General features: G+C 46.9%; 20 protein-coding genes. 13 read left to right on the top strand and 7 right to left on the bottom strand.

Annotated features, from left to right (window positions below; all coding sequences use genetic code 11):
- Nucleotides 1–391: 391 nt before the first annotated feature.
- Nucleotides 392–1,264 carry an SDR family oxidoreductase gene (locus RBB45_RS06765; protein ID WP_094768259.1) on the bottom strand — a complete coding sequence of 291 codons (873 nt, stop codon included), beginning with the start codon at nucleotides 1,262–1,264 and terminating at the stop codon, nucleotides 392–394.
- A 105-nt stretch (nucleotides 1,265–1,369) separates the two neighbouring features.
- Here RBB45_RS06765 and RBB45_RS06760 point away from each other — a divergent pair, with 105 nt between their 5' ends.
- Nucleotides 1,370–1,876: a GNAT family N-acetyltransferase gene (locus tag RBB45_RS06760; RefSeq protein ID WP_094768258.1), complete on the top strand. Its 507-nt coding sequence runs from the start codon at nucleotides 1,370–1,372 to the stop codon at nucleotides 1,874–1,876.
- A 171-nt stretch (nucleotides 1,877–2,047) separates the two neighbouring features.
- Here the strand turns inward: RBB45_RS06760 and RBB45_RS06755 are convergent, their stop codons facing one another.
- Nucleotides 2,048–2,539 (bottom strand): YajQ family cyclic di-GMP-binding protein, encoded by a 492-nt coding sequence (locus RBB45_RS06755; RefSeq protein ID WP_009794052.1) that lies wholly within the window; start codon nucleotides 2,537–2,539, stop codon nucleotides 2,048–2,050.
- 185 nt (nucleotides 2,540–2,724) lie between these two features.
- On the opposite strand from RBB45_RS06755, the gene RBB45_RS06750 reads away from it, so the two are divergent.
- Entirely contained in the window at nucleotides 2,725–3,591 is an 867-nt protein-coding gene (locus tag RBB45_RS06750; protein ID WP_009794053.1) for a CvfB family protein, read from the top strand.
- A gap of 69 nt (nucleotides 3,592–3,660) precedes the next feature.
- Here RBB45_RS06750 and RBB45_RS06745 read toward each other — a convergent pair whose 3' ends face one another.
- The gene (locus tag RBB45_RS06745) at nucleotides 3,661–3,792 is read right to left on the bottom strand and encodes a DUF3941 domain-containing protein (protein ID WP_009794054.1); all 132 of its coding nucleotides are present in this window, start codon (nucleotides 3,790–3,792) and stop codon (nucleotides 3,661–3,663) included.
- Between the two features lie 74 nt (nucleotides 3,793–3,866).
- On the bottom strand, nucleotides 3,867–4,727 hold the full coding sequence (locus RBB45_RS06740) for a DegV family protein (RefSeq protein WP_009794055.1): 861 nt from the start codon (nucleotides 4,725–4,727) through the stop codon (nucleotides 3,867–3,869).
- A gap of 129 nt (nucleotides 4,728–4,856) precedes the next feature.
- Between RBB45_RS06740 and RBB45_RS06735 the strand changes: the two genes are divergently transcribed.
- Both RBB45_RS06735 and RBB45_RS06730 read left to right on the top strand, forming a co-directional pair.
- The gene (locus RBB45_RS06735; protein WP_306009298.1) at nucleotides 4,857–5,687 is read left to right on the top strand and encodes a YitT family protein; all 831 of its coding nucleotides are present in this window, start codon (nucleotides 4,857–4,859) and stop codon (nucleotides 5,685–5,687) included.
- Between the two features lie 18 nt (nucleotides 5,688–5,705).
- Complete coding sequence (locus tag RBB45_RS06730; protein ID WP_009794057.1) at nucleotides 5,706–6,464, top strand: BsuPI-related putative proteinase inhibitor; 759 nt, start codon at nucleotides 5,706–5,708, stop codon at nucleotides 6,462–6,464.
- Between the two features lie 41 nt (nucleotides 6,465–6,505).
- Here RBB45_RS06730 and RBB45_RS06725 read toward each other — a convergent pair whose 3' ends face one another.
- The 3 genes from RBB45_RS06725 to RBB45_RS06715 form a co-directional block, all read right to left on the bottom strand.
- A complete protein-coding gene (locus RBB45_RS06725; RefSeq protein WP_009794058.1) occupies nucleotides 6,506–6,697 on the bottom strand; it encodes a DUF3813 domain-containing protein in 192 nt (63 codons plus the stop codon).
- Nucleotides 6,698–6,699: 2 nt separating this feature from the next.
- Nucleotides 6,700–6,852, bottom strand: coding sequence for a hypothetical protein (locus RBB45_RS06720; protein ID WP_009794059.1), 153 nt, complete (start codon nucleotides 6,850–6,852; stop codon nucleotides 6,700–6,702).
- 129 nt (nucleotides 6,853–6,981) lie between these two features.
- Complete coding sequence (locus RBB45_RS06715; RefSeq protein ID WP_224950017.1) at nucleotides 6,982–7,803, bottom strand: Cof-type HAD-IIB family hydrolase; 822 nt, start codon at nucleotides 7,801–7,803, stop codon at nucleotides 6,982–6,984.
- 272 nt (nucleotides 7,804–8,075) lie between these two features.
- Between RBB45_RS06715 and RBB45_RS06710 the strand changes: the two genes are divergently transcribed.
- The 9 genes from RBB45_RS06710 to RBB45_RS06670 all read left to right on the top strand — a co-directional run bounded on the left by RBB45_RS06710 (nucleotide 8,076) and on the right by RBB45_RS06670 (nucleotide 15,955).
- Entirely contained in the window at nucleotides 8,076–8,870 is a 795-nt protein-coding gene (locus RBB45_RS06710; protein WP_009794061.1) for a prolyl oligopeptidase family serine peptidase, read from the top strand.
- Between the two features lie 70 nt (nucleotides 8,871–8,940).
- The gene (locus tag RBB45_RS06705) at nucleotides 8,941–9,249 is read left to right on the top strand and encodes a metal-sulfur cluster assembly factor (protein WP_009794062.1); all 309 of its coding nucleotides are present in this window, start codon (nucleotides 8,941–8,943) and stop codon (nucleotides 9,247–9,249) included.
- 1 nt (nucleotide 9,250) lies between these two features.
- Complete coding sequence (locus tag RBB45_RS06700; RefSeq protein ID WP_009794063.1) at nucleotides 9,251–9,589, top strand: DsrE family protein; 339 nt, start codon at nucleotides 9,251–9,253, stop codon at nucleotides 9,587–9,589.
- 80 nt (nucleotides 9,590–9,669) lie between these two features.
- A complete protein-coding gene (locus RBB45_RS06695; protein WP_101550885.1) occupies nucleotides 9,670–10,935 on the top strand; it encodes a molybdopterin molybdotransferase MoeA in 1,266 nt (421 codons plus the stop codon).
- Nucleotides 10,929–11,444, top strand: coding sequence for a molybdopterin-guanine dinucleotide biosynthesis protein B (mobB, locus tag RBB45_RS06690; RefSeq protein ID WP_009794065.1), 516 nt, complete (start codon nucleotides 10,929–10,931; stop codon nucleotides 11,442–11,444). Before RBB45_RS06695 ends, mobB begins: the two co-directional genes overlap by 7 nt.
- A gap of 205 nt (nucleotides 11,445–11,649) precedes the next feature.
- Nucleotides 11,650–12,681 carry an N-acetyl-gamma-glutamyl-phosphate reductase gene (gene argC, locus RBB45_RS06685; RefSeq protein WP_224950022.1) on the top strand — a complete coding sequence of 344 codons (1,032 nt, stop codon included), beginning with the start codon at nucleotides 11,650–11,652 and terminating at the stop codon, nucleotides 12,679–12,681.
- A gap of 106 nt (nucleotides 12,682–12,787) precedes the next feature.
- The gene (argJ, locus tag RBB45_RS06680; protein WP_306009297.1) at nucleotides 12,788–14,020 is read left to right on the top strand and encodes a bifunctional ornithine acetyltransferase/N-acetylglutamate synthase; all 1,233 of its coding nucleotides are present in this window, start codon (nucleotides 12,788–12,790) and stop codon (nucleotides 14,018–14,020) included.
- 10 nt (nucleotides 14,021–14,030) lie between these two features.
- The gene (gene argB, locus RBB45_RS06675; protein WP_094768251.1) at nucleotides 14,031–14,801 is read left to right on the top strand and encodes an acetylglutamate kinase; all 771 of its coding nucleotides are present in this window, start codon (nucleotides 14,031–14,033) and stop codon (nucleotides 14,799–14,801) included.
- Nucleotides 14,798–15,955 carry an acetylornithine transaminase gene (locus tag RBB45_RS06670; RefSeq protein WP_224950024.1) on the top strand — a complete coding sequence of 386 codons (1,158 nt, stop codon included), beginning with the start codon at nucleotides 14,798–14,800 and terminating at the stop codon, nucleotides 15,953–15,955. Before argB ends, RBB45_RS06670 begins: the two co-directional genes overlap by 4 nt.
- Nucleotides 15,956–16,017 lie beyond the last annotated feature (62 nt).

Below are 16,017 nucleotides of genomic sequence, written 5' to 3'. Positions count from 1 at the left end.
TTGGTTCAGAAGACGGTGATGCTATTGGTGATTGGTGTTAGGATTTCGATAAAAAAATGCATATTTCGATAATAAAATTTTGATTTCGATAATATAATCATTTTTCCGATAATAAAAGGCCAGCCGGAAGTTGTGCTTCCGGCTGGCATGATTGATCTGCAATTGTTTTTATAAAGGTGCAGCGCCCTCCGCTTTTCTACTTGTCCAGCTCCAGGCGCTAGCCCCTCGAGTCATAAGCCACTTTAGGATTGAAGGCAGAGAACGCAAAGAACGCCTTCTATCCTAAAGCGTCTTATGCTTGAGGCCCACAGGATGTGGGTCATGCAGACGTTGCCACATGACGTGGCGTTCTTAGTCTGCGTTCCTTAGTGAGCAAGCGCCCTCCGCTTTTCTAACCATTAACAACCTTCCCGCCATTAATATGAAGCATTTGGCCGGATACGTAGGAGGAGTCGTCGCTTGCGAGGTATACATAGCCTGGTGCCAGTTCGTACGGCTGGCCGGCTCTGCCGAGCGGTGTGTCAGTTCCGAATTTGGCGACATCTTCCTCTGTGAAGGTGGAAGGAATGAGCGGCGTCCAGATCGGACCTGGTGCAACTGCGTTGACTCTGATCCCTGAATCAGCCAGGTTTGTGGACAGGGAGCGGGTGAATGTAACGATCGCTCCTTTTGTGGAAGAATAGTCTATCAGCTTAGGATGTCCTGCATACGCTGTGATGGAAGCCGTATTGATGATAGAGCTTCCTTTGTCAAGATGCGGCAGTACAGCCTTTGTCAGGTGGAACATAGAGAAAATATTTGTCCTGAATGTCTTTTCAAGCTGTTCTGTGCTGATATCCAGCAGACTTGTCTGCGGATGCTGCTCACCCGCATTATTGACAAGGATATTTACCTTCCCGAACTCATCCAGCGTCTTGGAGACCACTTCCTTTGCAAAGCTTTCATCTCCAAGGTCGCCGGCAAGGAGAAGGCATTTGCGGCCGGCTGCTTCGACTTCCTGTTTGGTTTCCTTTGCATCTTCAGTTTCTTCCAGATAAACAACAGCCACATCAGCACCTTCTTTTGCAAAATAAATAGCAACAGATTTGCCGATCCCGCTGTCTCCTCCAGTGACAATGGCCACTTTGCCCTCAAGTTTTCCTGAACCCTTATAATTCGGGTCAATATAAGAAGGCTCTGGGGTCATTTTATCCTCAACCCCCGGCTGCTGGTTCTGGTGCTGAGGGATGAATCCGTTCTGATTATCTTTCTGTTCGTTCGCCATTGTGAAAAACCTCCAATTTTTTAATAGATATTAGGTGTATTCCATGCTAGTATGTGATAAAAACATGGAAAAAATTTCTTGTGTTTAAAAGGGGAGGATTTTTTTATGGTAACAGTCAGGCGGGCCAGGCAGGAGGATGCTGAAAAGCTGCTTCTCCATACACGGCAAATTTTGCATGAATCAGAGAATATGCTGACGGTGCCCGAGGAATTTCAGGCAACCGTTGAAGAAGAGAGGCAATGGATCATTGATCATGGACGGCCTGGGAATCTGCTTTTGACTGCCTGGAGCGGAGAAGAGCTTGCCGGAGTTTTGAACTTTACCCGGAAAACACGCAAAAAAGTCAGCCACATCGGAATGTTCGGAATATCCATTAAAGAAAAATATTGCAATCAAGGCATCGGAAAGCAGCTGATCGGCACCTGCCTGGAATGGGCTAAAGAGGAGCCGGGCATTGAAAAAGTATGCCTGGAAGTGTTCTCACATAATGAACGGGGCATTCATTTATATAAAAAAATGGGATTCCAGGAGGAAGGCAGAAGGATCAGGCATGTGAAGAACTTTGATGGCTCTTATTCTGATGAGCTTTTGATGTATGTGTTTGTAAAATAAAATTAAAATCCCCGGCATGCCTCTGGCATCCGGGGATTTTAACTAAACAAGCGCCTTCCGCTCTGCTCGTCTTAAGCTTGATGCCCACAGGATGTGGGTCATGCGGACGTTGCCACAGGACGTGGCGTTCTTAGTACGCGTTCCTTTATCGAGCAAGGCTTTTCCGCTTTTCTATCTGTAATTTATAAACTGCACATCGACTGTCAGGTCGGCTTCTCTTACAGCAGCTATTACCTGCTGAAGGTCGTCCCTGTTTTTTCCTGTTACCCGGACCTGGTCGTCCTGCACCTGGCTCTTTACTTTCAGGCCGCTGTTTTTGATGAGGGTGTTGATTTTCTTTGCATTATCTTTATCGATCCCCTGCATAAGCTTAGCGCGCTGCCTCACTGTGCCCCCGGAAGCGGCTTCGACTTTTCCATAATCCAGATTTTTGATGGGAATTCCGCGTTTAATCATTTTGCTGAGCAGTACATCCTTCAGCTGGTCAAGCTTATATTCATCGTCCGAAATCAGGACAAGCTCTTCCTTATCAAGGGTAATATCACTTTTACTGCCCTTAAAGTCATACCGGGTCTTGACTTCTTTCATTGCAATACTGATTGCATTTGTCACTTCAGATAAATCTACTTTGGATACAATATCAAATGAGCTTTCTTTTGACATGGTTAGACCTCCGTTAATCCTTATATTTAACCGGCTGTATTGAAGCCTTTGGCCGGATATTTCCTAAAGCCGGCCGCTCCTTCTTCGAAACCGTTTTACCTTATTCGTTTATTATAGTAAAATATAGCAGTTCAAACAACTTTCAGATTGTCAGCAGACAATAAAGCCATTGAGGAGGAAATTACATGCCTTTGGCAGACTATATCGGACAAGTCACAACTTTAACCGTATCAAGAAAATCATCTTTCGGTTATTTTCTGACAGACGGTGATGAAGATGTATTATTGCATATAAATGAAGCGGCAAAAGAGTATGAGGTGGATGAAAAGGTCGAAGTGTTCCTTTATACAGATTCAAGGGAACGCATCTCGGCAACGGATACCCTTCCGGAGATCCGGGTGGGAGTGTATGGCTGGGCAAAGGTCAGTGATGTAAGGGAGGATCTCGGCGTATTTATCGATATCGGGATCCAAAAAGAAATGCTTCTCGGCCAGGAAGATTTGCCTCTGCACCTGTCAGTCTGGCCGCAGAAGGGCGATCTTCTCTATATCACCCTCCGTGTTAATAGAAATAACCGGGTGTATGTGAAGCATGCGAAGGACCCCATTATCGAGGAGATTTCCATTAAAGCTACGCGGAAAGACTTTAATAAGAACGTCCACGGCCATATCTACAGGACCGCTAAAGTAGGCAGCTGGGCTTATACGGCAGAAGGATTCAAGGGATTTATCCATGAGTCCCAGAGGAAGACAGAGCCTCGCCTTGGCGAGAAAATCGAGGGGCGGATCATTGACGTAAAGGAAGATGGAACAGTCAATATTTCCCTTCTGCCCCGTAAAGAGGAGGCGCTTGACGCTGATTCACAGAAAGTCCTTTCTTATCTGGAAGAGCGGAATGGATCCATGCCTTATGGAGACAAAAGTATGGCAGACGAAATCCAGGACCGCTTCCAAATGAGCAAATCTTCCTTTAAGCGTGCTCTTGGAAGACTGATGAAGGAAGGGAAGGTCTATCAGGAGGACGGCTGGACATATATAAAGCAGCAATCATAGAAAAAAGCAAGCGCTGGGCGCTTGCTTTTTTCTGTTTCGGGAAAGTCATCCATAAAGAGCCCTGGCTGCTTAGAGATGATCAGTTTTTTTCGAGTACTGATGCTTCCCGGCTTTTCTGTTTTTTTCGCGCATCATATTTTTCTCATGCCTCAGGGCATTATTGTCCTGTGCTTTTTTATCATTGTCTGAAGTGTGCGGCATAGAAAAAACCTCCTTTATTCCGGCTTGATCGCCGTCGGTTTAGTGTCTGCCGCAATCAGAAGGAGTATGTAGATTTATGATGCTATTTCATTTAAAAAGAAGAGTGCAATAGTGCCGGCCCCTGTGTGGGATCCTATGGCTGCCCCAATGTCAGAGATCAATACCTCCTTGGCTCCGAGCTCCTCGATCAGCATCTCTTTTACTTCTTCAGCTGTTTCAAGATTGTCTGCATGGCTGATGGCAATCGTCTGTCCTGAGAAGCCTTTGCCCCGCTCTTTGGCAACCTCGATCATTCGGCGAAGCAGCTTCTTTTTTCCACGGATCTTTTCAATAGGAACAAGCTTCCCGTCTTCTACATGAAGGAGAGGCTTGATATTCAGCAGGCCTCCGAGAAAAGCGGAAGCCTTGGAAACACGCCCGCCTTTTGCGAGATAATCCAGATCTTCGACAGTGAAAAGATGTTCCATATGGCGGCTCCGGAAAAGGATATCCTTTTCGATTTCTTCCAGTGATGCCCCTTCGGCAGAAAGCCTTGCCGCCTCTTTTACGATCAATCCCGCTCCAAGAGATGCGCATTTTGTGTCTATTATGGACAAGCTAAGGTCAGGATAATCTTCTTTTACCTGATCCCGCACCATGGCTGCTGTCTGGTATGTACCGGAAAGCTGGGAGGAAAATGCGATGTAGATGCCTTCCCGGCCGCTCCTCGCAAGCTCCCTGAATTCCTTTTCAAAATCTACTGGAGAAACCTGGGAGGTTTTCGGGGTTTGGCCGCTTCTGATGCTATCATAAACTTTTTTTGGTTCAATTGTGATCAAGTCTTTGTATTCCTGCCCATCCAGAAGAACCTGCAGAGGAAAGAGCAGGACATCATTGTCCTTGAAAAAATGCAATGGTAAATCACTTGCACTGTCAGCCATGATTTTTACTGACATATAGGTCACCTGCTTTCAGCACGTTAATATGCTTTTAGTTTATAGAATCAAGGGAAAAAATACAATGAAATGTGTTGAAAAAACACAATATAGGGTAAAGAAACACCAAGTGTTTTAAGGGGGTTCTGTATGATTTTATTAGAAACCAAGAAATTTGTTGTGGTGCTTATAGGCGCCATCCTTAATGCGATTGCGATGAATTTTTTCCTGATCCCGGCCAATGTTTATGCCAGCGGGTTCACAGGTGTCGCGCAGCTGCTTTCCAGCATTCTGGGCGGCTTTGCTTCAACAGGTATTTTATTGTTCGTCCTGAATATACCTGTAACAATCCTTGCATGGAAAAAGGTGGGCAGGTCTTTCACAGTGTACAGCTTTTTAAGCGTTTTCCTTATGTCCCTATTCCTGGAGCTCATTCCTATGATCCATGTATCAGAGGATATTCTTCTGAATGCAGTATTTGGAGGCGTCATTGCTGCTGTTGGCGTAGGGATGACACTTAAATGGGGGGCATCCACTGGAGGAATGGACATCGTCGCGATGCTCCTGTCAAGAATGAAAGACCGTCCTGTCGGTACATATTTCTTTACTTTAAATGCCATCATCATCATTACTGCAGGTTTTCTTTACGGCTGGGAAAAAGCTTTATATACGCTTGTGACGCTTTATGCATCTACAAGGGTGATCGATGCCATCCATACAAGGCATGAAAAGCTGACTGCCATGATTGTTACGAAAAAATCGGCCGAGCTGAAGCAGGCCATCCACGATAAGCTTGTGCGCGGCATTACGACCATTCCCGCAAAAGGGGCTTTTACGAATGAAAATAAAGAAATGATGATCATCGTCATCACCCGCTATGAGCTTTTTGACCTTGAAAGGATCATAAAGGATGTCGATCCTTATGCATTCACCAATATTGTTGAAACAGCAGGGATTTTCGGCTTTTTCAGGAAAGATTGATAAAAAGGAGGTATTGTCATGTTAAGAATTGCAGCAGTCTTGTTCATGATCTTTGCTTCACTCCCGATGAATGGATCAGGCGCAAATGCGGAAGGCGGTCCTGAGGTTTCCTTGAGCCTGAATCCCGGCCCGGAATCGGCTGAAATTAAGGTGGGGCTTATCAACAGCTCTGATCAGGCACAGGTTTTTGAGTTCCCAACCTCACAAAGATATGATCTGATCATTCGCGATAAGAGCGGTGAAATCGTGTATGATGCTTCGGCAGGAAAGTCCTTTTTGCAGGCCATACAGTACTTGAAGCTGAATCCCGGGGAATTTGTATCCTGGACCGAATCCTGGGACTATGAAACTGCATCTGGAAGGGTTGGGGAAGGATCCTATTCAGCCGAGTTGTCCATCCCGCTCAAACGGAAAGGTGAAACCCATGCATCAGTGGTGCTGAGGGATAAAGCCCAGCTCGATGTCCCGGAGGAGAACCCTGCATTCAGGAAAGTGGAGGTAAGCGGGGAGAATGGTGTTTATGAGGTGAGAGGGGAAGCAGCTGCTGAAACTGGCAGGTTTTACTATACAGCCGAAGACGGCCATCAGGTGCTTGCTGGGGAGGCAGCAGGCCCTTCTGATTCAAAATTTCCTGATTGGTCGCCTTTCCATTTCAAAATTAACATACCGGAAAAATCCTTGCCCGAAAATGGCACAGTCATCCTCAGCTTGTACGAAAAGGATAAAGAAGGAAGGGTCATCCATACCTATGCTGCAGTCCTGGAAAATTTCCGATAATCAATAAGAGCATGCCCGCACTGCGGGCATGCTCTTATTCGTCAGCGGCCTGCAAGCTGGTCCAGCTGGTCCTGCAGCTCGCGAAGCTGCTCCTGTTCAGCTCTTGTGGAGTTCGCATAAGCTGAATGGAGTGCGTTTTTGGCTTTCGCAATCGTCTGCTGCTGTTCAGCCGGTCCTGCCTGTGAGGCCATCTGGACAAATCTCTGCGCTTCCTGATAAAGCCTGTTTCCCATCGCTAAATTCCTCCAAGAGAAGATTCCTGTACATTCGCCATCTTCCTCGCTTCAGCTTCTGCATATGTGGTGTGATAGGGTATGCGGGAATCATGCTTGCTTACTGTATCTGCACCTTGCTGTACAAAGCGTTTCGATTTGTTGCGTTTGCCCATTCGGATCCCCTCCTAAGGAAATATGAAACAGCTCTGCTGCCTCTTTGTTATTATGCGCCAGGGCATGTTTATTTAAAGGAGGGAACAAGAGGAAAAGCCCTGCCGGTCAGCGGCAGGGCCCATGTTAAATTATTTTAAGGCGTTCAGGCCCAGCAGATCATTGAGATACACGCCGATTCCATCCTGCTCATTGGTCAGCGTCATTTCATTTGCGACATTTTTCACCACATCGATTGCATTGCCCATGGCAATTCCGCGTCCGGCATATTCAAGCATCTCCAGGTCATTATCTTCGTCCCCGAATGCAATGATTCTTTCAGGCGGGATCTGGAAGTAGTCGGAGGCCTTCTTCAGCCCGACGGCTTTGTTCAAACCGGATTTTACGATCTCGATGACATGCCATGGAGCAGCCCACCGCCTGTGATCAATAACCTCGGCATGGACCTCTGATAAATGGCTCCGGATGGTTTTGACTTGTTCCTCATCGGTATGGATCAGCATACTGGTCGGTGAATCTGTGAGGAATCTCCTTAAATCTCCCGTGGTTATTTCAGGGTCTCCCATGCCAAAAACGTCGAGCAGTTTCTCATCATGGTAGTGGAAGTATACCTCATCAATCACTTCTGCAATGATATTGTGAAATGAAAAGCCGCTGCAGGCTTCGACAATTTCCTTTGCCACTTTTATATCCATTGGGGTATGGTATACCCCCCAGTTCCTGTCCTTAGGGTGGTGGATAAAGGCGCCGTTAAAGTTAACAATAGGAGTATCCAGCCCCATTTCATGATAATACATCTGGCTTGATCTGAAAGGCCTCCCGGTTGCAATCATGACAACATGCCCTGCCTCCCGGGCTTTTTGGATCACATGCTTTGTTTTTGCGGAAATGGTTTTATCGTCTTTTAATAAGGTTCCATCTAAGTCCAATGCAATTAAATGTTTTTCTGTCATAAAGTCTCCTTCTCATTTCTGTATTAGGATAATCTCAGTGTAAAGCTTTAGGCAAATAAATGTCAGCATGCTACACTAAAGATATAGAAAGAATTTACATAAGGAAATTCCGGGGAAGCTGTTTTTTCCGGGAAGTCCGGGGGTCTGCCATGCCCAGCCGATTCCTGTATGTGTATTTACCACTATCGTACCAATTTAATATTTATTTTGTAAAAAAAATCGCATTTTTAAAGAAAAAATGATCTTTTTTATGTGAACGCGGGAGGAACACCATGATTATTATTGAAAATAGAAAAGTGGAAGGCATTCCTGTGCTGCATCTCGCAGACAAAGAGAAGTTCGGTGAAAAACTGCCATTCATTGTATTTGTACATGGTTTTACAAGTGCGAAAGAGCATAATCTCCATTATGCCTATCTGCTCGCGGAGAAAGGCTTTCGGGTTGTCCTTCCGGAGGCTCTCTACCATGGGGAAAGAAGCACAGGCCTGACCGGAAATGATCTGAACGTGAAATTCTGGGAAATTGTACTCACTGAGATAGAAGAGCTGAATGTAATTAAAAATGCGTTTGCATCAGAGGGCCTGATTGATGAAGAAAAAATAGGACTTGCCGGAACCTCGATGGGCGGCATTGTTACCATGGGCGCCCTGACGCGGTATGACTGGATTAAAACGGCAGTAAGCCTGATGGGCATGCCTTATTATGAGAAGTTTGCCCTTTGGCAGATCGACGAGCTGAAGAAGCACGGAATTGATCTTCCTTTTAAAGAAGAAGAACTGGCCGGACTGCTGCAAAAACTGAAAGAGCTGGATATCAGCCAGCAGCCTGAAAAACTTGCAGGGAGGCCGATATTGTTTTGGCACGGAAAGAAAGACCAGGTTGTCCCTTATCACTATACTTATCATTTTTATGAATCGATTAGAACAAACTATGAAGAGATGCCCGAAAAGCTTGTCTTTCTGACAGACGAAAACGCCGGGCATAAAGTATCAAGAGAAGGGCTGCTCAAAACGGTTGAGTGGTTTGAAACGTATTTAGGGGATGGACCTTCCGGCCTGGAGTCATAAGTTTTTTCAAGAGCGCGGCTTTTTGTTATCATAGAATCAGCTTAATAATAACTGCTAAGGAGTGATTAGCATGGATCAGGAATTAAAAGACAGCATCATGGGGGCCCTTGAGCTTGTAGTCGACCCTGAACTTGGTGTAGATATAGTCAATCTTGGACTGGTATATGATGTGAAAATGGAAGACGAAGGAACGGCTGTAGTCGATATGACGCTCACTTCCATGGGCTGTCCGCTTGCCGGAACGATTGTTGACCAGGTAAAGGCTGCTCTTTCAGATATACCTGAAGTGAAAAATACAGAAGTGAACATTGTCTGGAGCCCGCCATGGACAAAGGATAAAATGTCCCGCTATGCTAAGATAGCCCTGGGCGTACAATAATATGAAAAACAAGGTTATACTGGTCAGCTCCGATCAATTGGGCAAAGGAGATGCAGAGCTTGGCTCCGGTGTGCTTGAAACCTTTTTTACCCTATTGAAGCAGCAGAAGGAGCTTCCTGCGGCAATCTTTTTCATGAATAGCGGCGTATATGCCCTGACAGGGGAATCATTTGTTTCGGTTCATGCAAAAGAGCTGGAGGAAAAAGGAGTCGGCATCTTTGCATGCAAGACATGCGTGGATCACTATGGTGTCGGGGACAAGCTGTATGCCGGGAAAATCAGCGGCATGGCCCATTTTGTCGAGCTTGCCGCCAGTCATGAAGTTCTGACAATTTCTTAAATAGACAGCGGAGAAAACAGCAGGATATCCTGCTGTTTTTTAGCACTTTCAAAAATGAATACATAAGGAGTGGAAAAGGCATGGTCGAAAGGAGAAAGCCTATCCCTGTAAGGGAAGCTATTGATAAAATCCTGCAGATGGATTTTTCCGGGGAAACTGAATGGGTCCCAATCAATCAAAGCTATGGCCGTTATCTTGCGGAAGATTTAAAGGCAGCGAATGATGTGCCTCATTTTGACCGTTCCCCGTATGATGGATTTGCCGTCAGGGCAGCTGATACAGCAGGTGCCTCAGCTGACAGCCCTGTGGAATTTGAGGTTGTGGACCATATTGGGGCTGGCTATGTGGCAAAGGTGCAAGTGGGAGCATACCAGGCTGCGAGAATCATGACAGGTGCTCAAATGCCCGCAGAATGTGATGCAGTGGTTATGCTGGAGCTTGCCAGGACAGAGGAGCGGGACGGAAAGAATTTTATGAGCATAAAAAGGTCCTTTAAATCAGGAGATAATGTTTCTTTTCAGGGGGAGGATGCGAAAGAAGGAGACATCCTGCTCAGAAAAGGAAAAAAAATCAATCCGGGTGTGATCGCCATGCTGGCCACCTTTGGCTGCAGCAAAGTGCCTGTCGCCAAAAAGCCTGCTATCGGGCTGTTTGCAACAGGCACTGAGCTGCTTGATGTGGATGAGGCGCTTGAACCGGGCCGAATCAGAAATAGCAATTCCCATATGGTGATGGCGCAGATTGAGCGCTCGGGCGCCGCCTGCGAGTATTATGGGAAGCTTCCGGACGATTTTGATACGTGCTTTACAGCCATAGAGGCAGCGCTTGAAAAAACCGATATCCTGGTCACTACAGGCGGTGTGTCGGTAGGGGATTATGATTATCTGCCGGCTATATACCAAAAGCTTGGCGCTGAAGTGCTTTTTAACAAGGTGGCCATGCGCCCTGGAAGTGTCACAACTGTAGCCCGCCTTGGCGGAAAGCTGTTATTTGGGCTGTCAGGCAATCCATCTGCCTGCTATGTGGGTTTCGAGCTGTTCGTAAGGCCGGTGATCCGGGGAATGCTGTATACGGATAAAATTCATTTACGGATGGTGCAGGCTGCTCTTGGGGAAGACTTCCCAAAACCGAATCCATTTACACGGTTTGTGCGGAGCAGGCTTGAATACGAGAATGGCCGGCTCATCTCAGTGCCAAGCGGCGTGGATAAATCGAATATTGTCATGAGCCTGGCGGGGGCAGATGCTCTTATGGTGCTTCCCGGCGGTACAAGGGGATACCAAAGGGGCGATGAAGTACATGTGCTGCTGCTCGAGGATGACCAGGGAAGCAGCCAGCCATGGTAAAGCCCGTTGTTTTTCAGATTGTGGGTTTCAAGAACAGCGGGAAGACAACGCTTGTCCAGGCAGTAATAAGAAAGCTGCAAAAGAGAGGGTTTGCAGCCGTGACGATCAAGCATCATGGACATGGGGGGAAACCGGATGTTCTTGAGGATAAAGATACCTCTTTGCATATGAGAGCTGGTGCGCTGGCCAGCCTCGCGGAAGGGGAGGGCAGCATCCTGATCCAGGCTGACAGGCTGGACTGGCCCCTGGAGCGGCTTATTCAGCTGATGTCTGCTTTCGGGCCTGACATCATCCTTATCGAAGGATATAAAAAGGAGTGCTATCCGAAAGCTGTAATTGTCCGGAACCTGGAAGAGGCGGAAGACTTGTCCCGTCTTGACAATATCCATGCTGCCGTAACTCCCCTTTTGCCTGAAGATATGCATCCCTATTTCGGGAAGAATCTTGTCTGGTCATCTTCGGAAGCAGCAGATAAATTGGCTGCTTATGTTATCAGTCTTTCTCAATAGATTTGTTGAACAGCCACCCTTCGGGGCGGCTTTTTTTTATTTGAATCAGGCACGATATGAATTTTCATTCATGATTTTGAATATTTAATTAAAAATTAACATATTTATGGTTGATTTTGTTTTGCTAAATTTCTATAATAAGAGAAACATTATACATATTTATAAATATATTTGATTAAATATACAAAGGTGAGGGAGGGAGCCCATGAAGGCATCCATTATCGGTACAACAGGATACGGCGGGGCAGAGCTTCTCCGCATTTTACAGCACCATCCTTATTTCCGGATTCAATCCATACACTCTACCAGGGGGGAAGCACCTGTTTCCAATGAATATCCGCATCTGCTTGAGATAAACAGGCAAACTTTAGAGGGAATTGATATAGAGAAGATTTCAGAGCAATCTGACGTGGTCTTTCTGGCAGCTCCTTCAGGTGCATCTGGCCAGCTTGCCGGCCAGTTTGCAGGAAAGGATATTAAAGTCATCGATCTGTCCGGGGATTTAAGGCTGCCGGGGGATCAGTATAAATCCTGGTACAAGAAAGATCCACCGGACGTTTCGGTGATTGAAGAATCTGTATACGGTCTGAGCGAGTGGAATAGAGAAAAGATCGAGGGGGCGGATATCATAGCCAATCCCGGATGCTATCCAACAGCAGCTTTGCTGGGCCTTGCTCCAGCACTCTTAGGGGGGCTTATAAAGCCGCAGGGAATTATCATCGATGCAAAATCAGGGATATCGGGTGCCGGCCGTTCTCCTTCAAAAGGGACCATGTTTGCGGAAATGAGCGAAAACTTCAAGATCTACAAAGTGAATGAGCATCAGCATACACCTGAAATTGAACAGCAGCTCAAGCTGTGGAATAAAGATACTTCCCCAATCACTTTCAGCACACACTTGATTCCTGCCGTACGTGGAATCATGGCAACCATGTATGGTGAACTGGAGGAAGGCATTACAGCAGAAAAAGCAGCAAGCGCATACCGGGAAGCTTATGAAGCTGCGCCATTTATAAGGGTAAGGCAGCAGGGAAATTACCCTGCCACCAAGGAGGTCACAGGCAGCAATTATTGTGATATCGGACTTAGCGCAGATAAGCGGACAGGAAGGCTTACCATAGTAGCAGTCATTGATAACCTGATGAAAGGGGCTGCCGGCCAGGCTGTCCAGAATGCCAATCTGATGTTCGGATTTCCGGAAAATGCGGGGCTTGAATTCATACCAGTATTTCCATGATGGCAAACGTCCGTTAAGAACTGGTCGATTATAGCATTATGGACTGTTCAATTACTGGTGCCAAATGCATAGTATTTTTTAAAAGAAAATTCTTAGGAGGCAAATCATGCAAGCATTGTCACAAGAAAGTGCTGTGAGGGAGATTCCGGATGGCAGCATTATCAGCCCAAAGGGGTATAAATCTGCAGGTGTACACGCAGGGCTAAGGTACAGTAAAAAGGATGTTGGTGCCATTATCAGCACAGCCCCGGCAAACAGTGCGGCTGTTTATACAACAAGCCTTTTCCAGGCAGCCCCTTTGAAGGTAACCCAGGAAAGCCTGGCCGCCGGAGGAGTGCTGCAGGCGGTGATCGTGAACAGTGCCTGTGCAAATGCCTGTACAGGGCAGCAGGGATATAAAGATGCGCTTGAGATGAGGAAGCTGGCAGCCGGGAAATTCGGCCTTGAGGAATGTTCGGTAGCGGTTGCTTCCACTGGTGTGATAGGCGAGTATTTGCAAATGGAGAAAATCCAGGCGGGAATAGCGGCGCTTGAGCCAAAAAATGGAGCAGAAAGTGCAGAAGACTTCCAGACTGCCATATTAACGACCGATACAGTCATGAAAAGCTGTGCTTATGAAGCAGACATTGACGGTGTTCCGATCCGGATGGGCGGAGCAGCCAAAGGCTCAGGCATGATTCATCCTAATATGGCTACAATGCTTGGTTTTGTTACAACCGATGCCTGCATCTCTCAATCAGTCCTGCAGAAAGCATTAAAGGAAGTCACAAACAGTACCTTCAACCAGATTACGGTTGATGGTGATACCTCTACAAATGATATGGTCCTGGTTATGGCCAACGGACTTGCCGGGAATCAGCCTCTGTCTCCGGAGCACCCTGAATGGGATGTATTCCTTGGCCTCCTCGGGTCCTGCTGTGAGAATCTGGCAAAGCAGATCGCAAAGGACGGTGAAGGGGCGACGAAGCTGATTGAGGCAGAAGTTGCCGGTGCTGTTTCCGATCAGGAGGGGGCCGCAGCAGCAAAGCAGATCGTAGGATCTAATCTTGTTAAGACTGCTGTATATGGAGCAGATGCAAACTGGGGCAGAATCATCGGCGCCCTCGGACAGAGCAATATCAGCCTGGATCCTGAAAATGTGGATATCTGGATTGGTCCGATATGCATGCTGAAAAACAGTGAACCGCAAGCATTTTCGGAAGAAGAGGCAAATGCCTATCTCCAGAAGGAAAATATAAAGATTTCGGTCGACCTGCATAATGGAAAAGGCCGGGGAAAAGCATGGGGCTGTGATTTATCCTATGACTACGTCAAAATCAATGCGAGCTATCGCACTTAAGGGGGCACGAATGAGTCTAATTGTCATTAAATGCGGAGGCAGTATCTTAGAAAAGCTGACAAGCGATTTTTTTGACAGCCTTAAGAATCTGAATATCCAGGGTTATCAGATGATCTTTGTTCATGGAGGCGGTCCTGAGATCAATGATATGCTGAGGCTTAAAGGAATAGAGTCCCAATTTGTACAGGGGCTGAGAAAAACGGATGAAAGAACCCTTGAAACAGCTGAAATGGTCCTTGCCGGCCAATCCAACAGGAAATTGGCCGATCTGCTTCAGCAGAATGGGTTCAATGCTCTTGGAATGAATGGTCCGGACGGTATCCTCCAAGCAGAATATGTTGATAAGGAAAACCTGGGCTTTGTCGGCAGGATTGATCATGTTTCGGCTGAAGTGCTGCAGCTTCTCCTGCAAAACGGGTATCTTCCAGTTCTCACACCATTAGCTAAAACAAAGGAAGGCCAGAAGCTCAATGTCAATGCAGATTACGCAGCGGCTGCCGTGGCTCTGGCCCTGAATGCAGAGCAATGCCTGTTTGTGACTGATGTAGAAGGCATCAAGGCAGAAGGGGCTTTAATAGATAGGCTGGATGATGAAAAGGCTTCAGCATATATACAGGATGGAACCATCTCAGGCGGGATGATCCCGAAGGTGGAATCGGCCCTGGCTGCTATCCGGCAGGGAGTGAAAAGCGTCCGGATCATTTCAGGAGTAAAGCCGTTTTATACAGGCGGTGCATGGGGCGGAACACAAATTAATTGCAAAGAGAGGACAATGGCATGAGCAATCTTTTTCCTGTATACCAGCGCTGGGATATCGAACCAGCAGAAGCAAGCGGATGCACCATCATCGACAAGGCCGGAAAAGAATATCTCGATTTCACGTCAGGTATCGGCGTCTGCAATCTTGGGCATCGTCCACTGGCGGTAGAAGCAGCTGTCAAGGAACAGCTGGGAAACTTCTGGCATGTTTCCAATCTTTTTGAACAATCAGGCCAGGAGAAAGCAGCCTCACTTTTATGTGAATATGCCGGGATGGACAGGGCGTATTTTGCCAACAGCGGGGCCGAGGCAAATGAAGCGGCCATCAAACTGGCCCGGAAGGCAACCGGGAAAACGAAAATCATTACCTTTCTCAACTCCTTCCATGGCAGGACATTTGCGGCCATGTCAGCTACTGGCCAGGAGAAGATCAAACACGGCTATGGGCCGATGCTTGAAACATTTGTGTATGTTCCTTTCAATGATATAGATGCAGTGAAAAAATCAGCAGATGAAGAAACAGCGGCAGTCATGCTCGAAATGGTGCAGGGAGAGGGCGGCATCCATATTGCAGATAAAGCGTTTGTAAGGGAGCTTGCTGCATTTTGCAAAGAAAAGGGCATCCTCCTGATCATCGATGAGATCCAGACAGGGATTGGCAGGACGGCTAAGCCATTTGCGTATATGCACTTTGATATTCAGCCGGATATGATAACATCGGCAAAAGGACTGGGCAGCGGATTGCCGATAGGCGCTATGCTTGGAAAAGAACATCTGGCAGAGGCATTTGGCCCGGGGAGCCACGGATCTACTTTCGGCGGGAACCCGATAGCGATAGCTGCAGCTTCGGCGACTCTGGAGGCCGTCATGGATGAAGGATTCAAGTCAAGCCTCAAAGAACTGAGCGGCAGCTTCAAGAATGTTTTGCAGGAGACGCTCTCAGATATTCCGGGAGTGAAGGATATCCGCATCCTCGGAATGATGGCAGGGATCGAACTCTTGGATGAAGCTCAGCCTGTTCTTCAGATGCTGAGAGAAAAAGGTCTGATCGCCCTACCGGCTGGAACACATGTCATCAGGCTTCTTCCTCCTTTAACATGCACATTGGAACAGATAGAGCAAGCTGCAGGCATTATTGCAGATACACTGCGGACTACTGCATCAGTCCATTCATAAGAGAAGCAAGAAATATATCATACAGCTGAAAAAGCTGTTTTATTTTGAAAGGTTATGTATAA

This window comes from Bacillus sp. MMSF_3328, from assembly GCF_030733525.1.
GTDB classification, from domain to species: Bacteria; Bacillota; Bacilli; order Bacillales; family Cytobacillaceae; genus Bacillus_AB; species Bacillus_AB infantis.
Note: the sequence above shows the minus strand (reverse complement) of the source record. Positions and strands in the feature narration are given on the sequence as shown.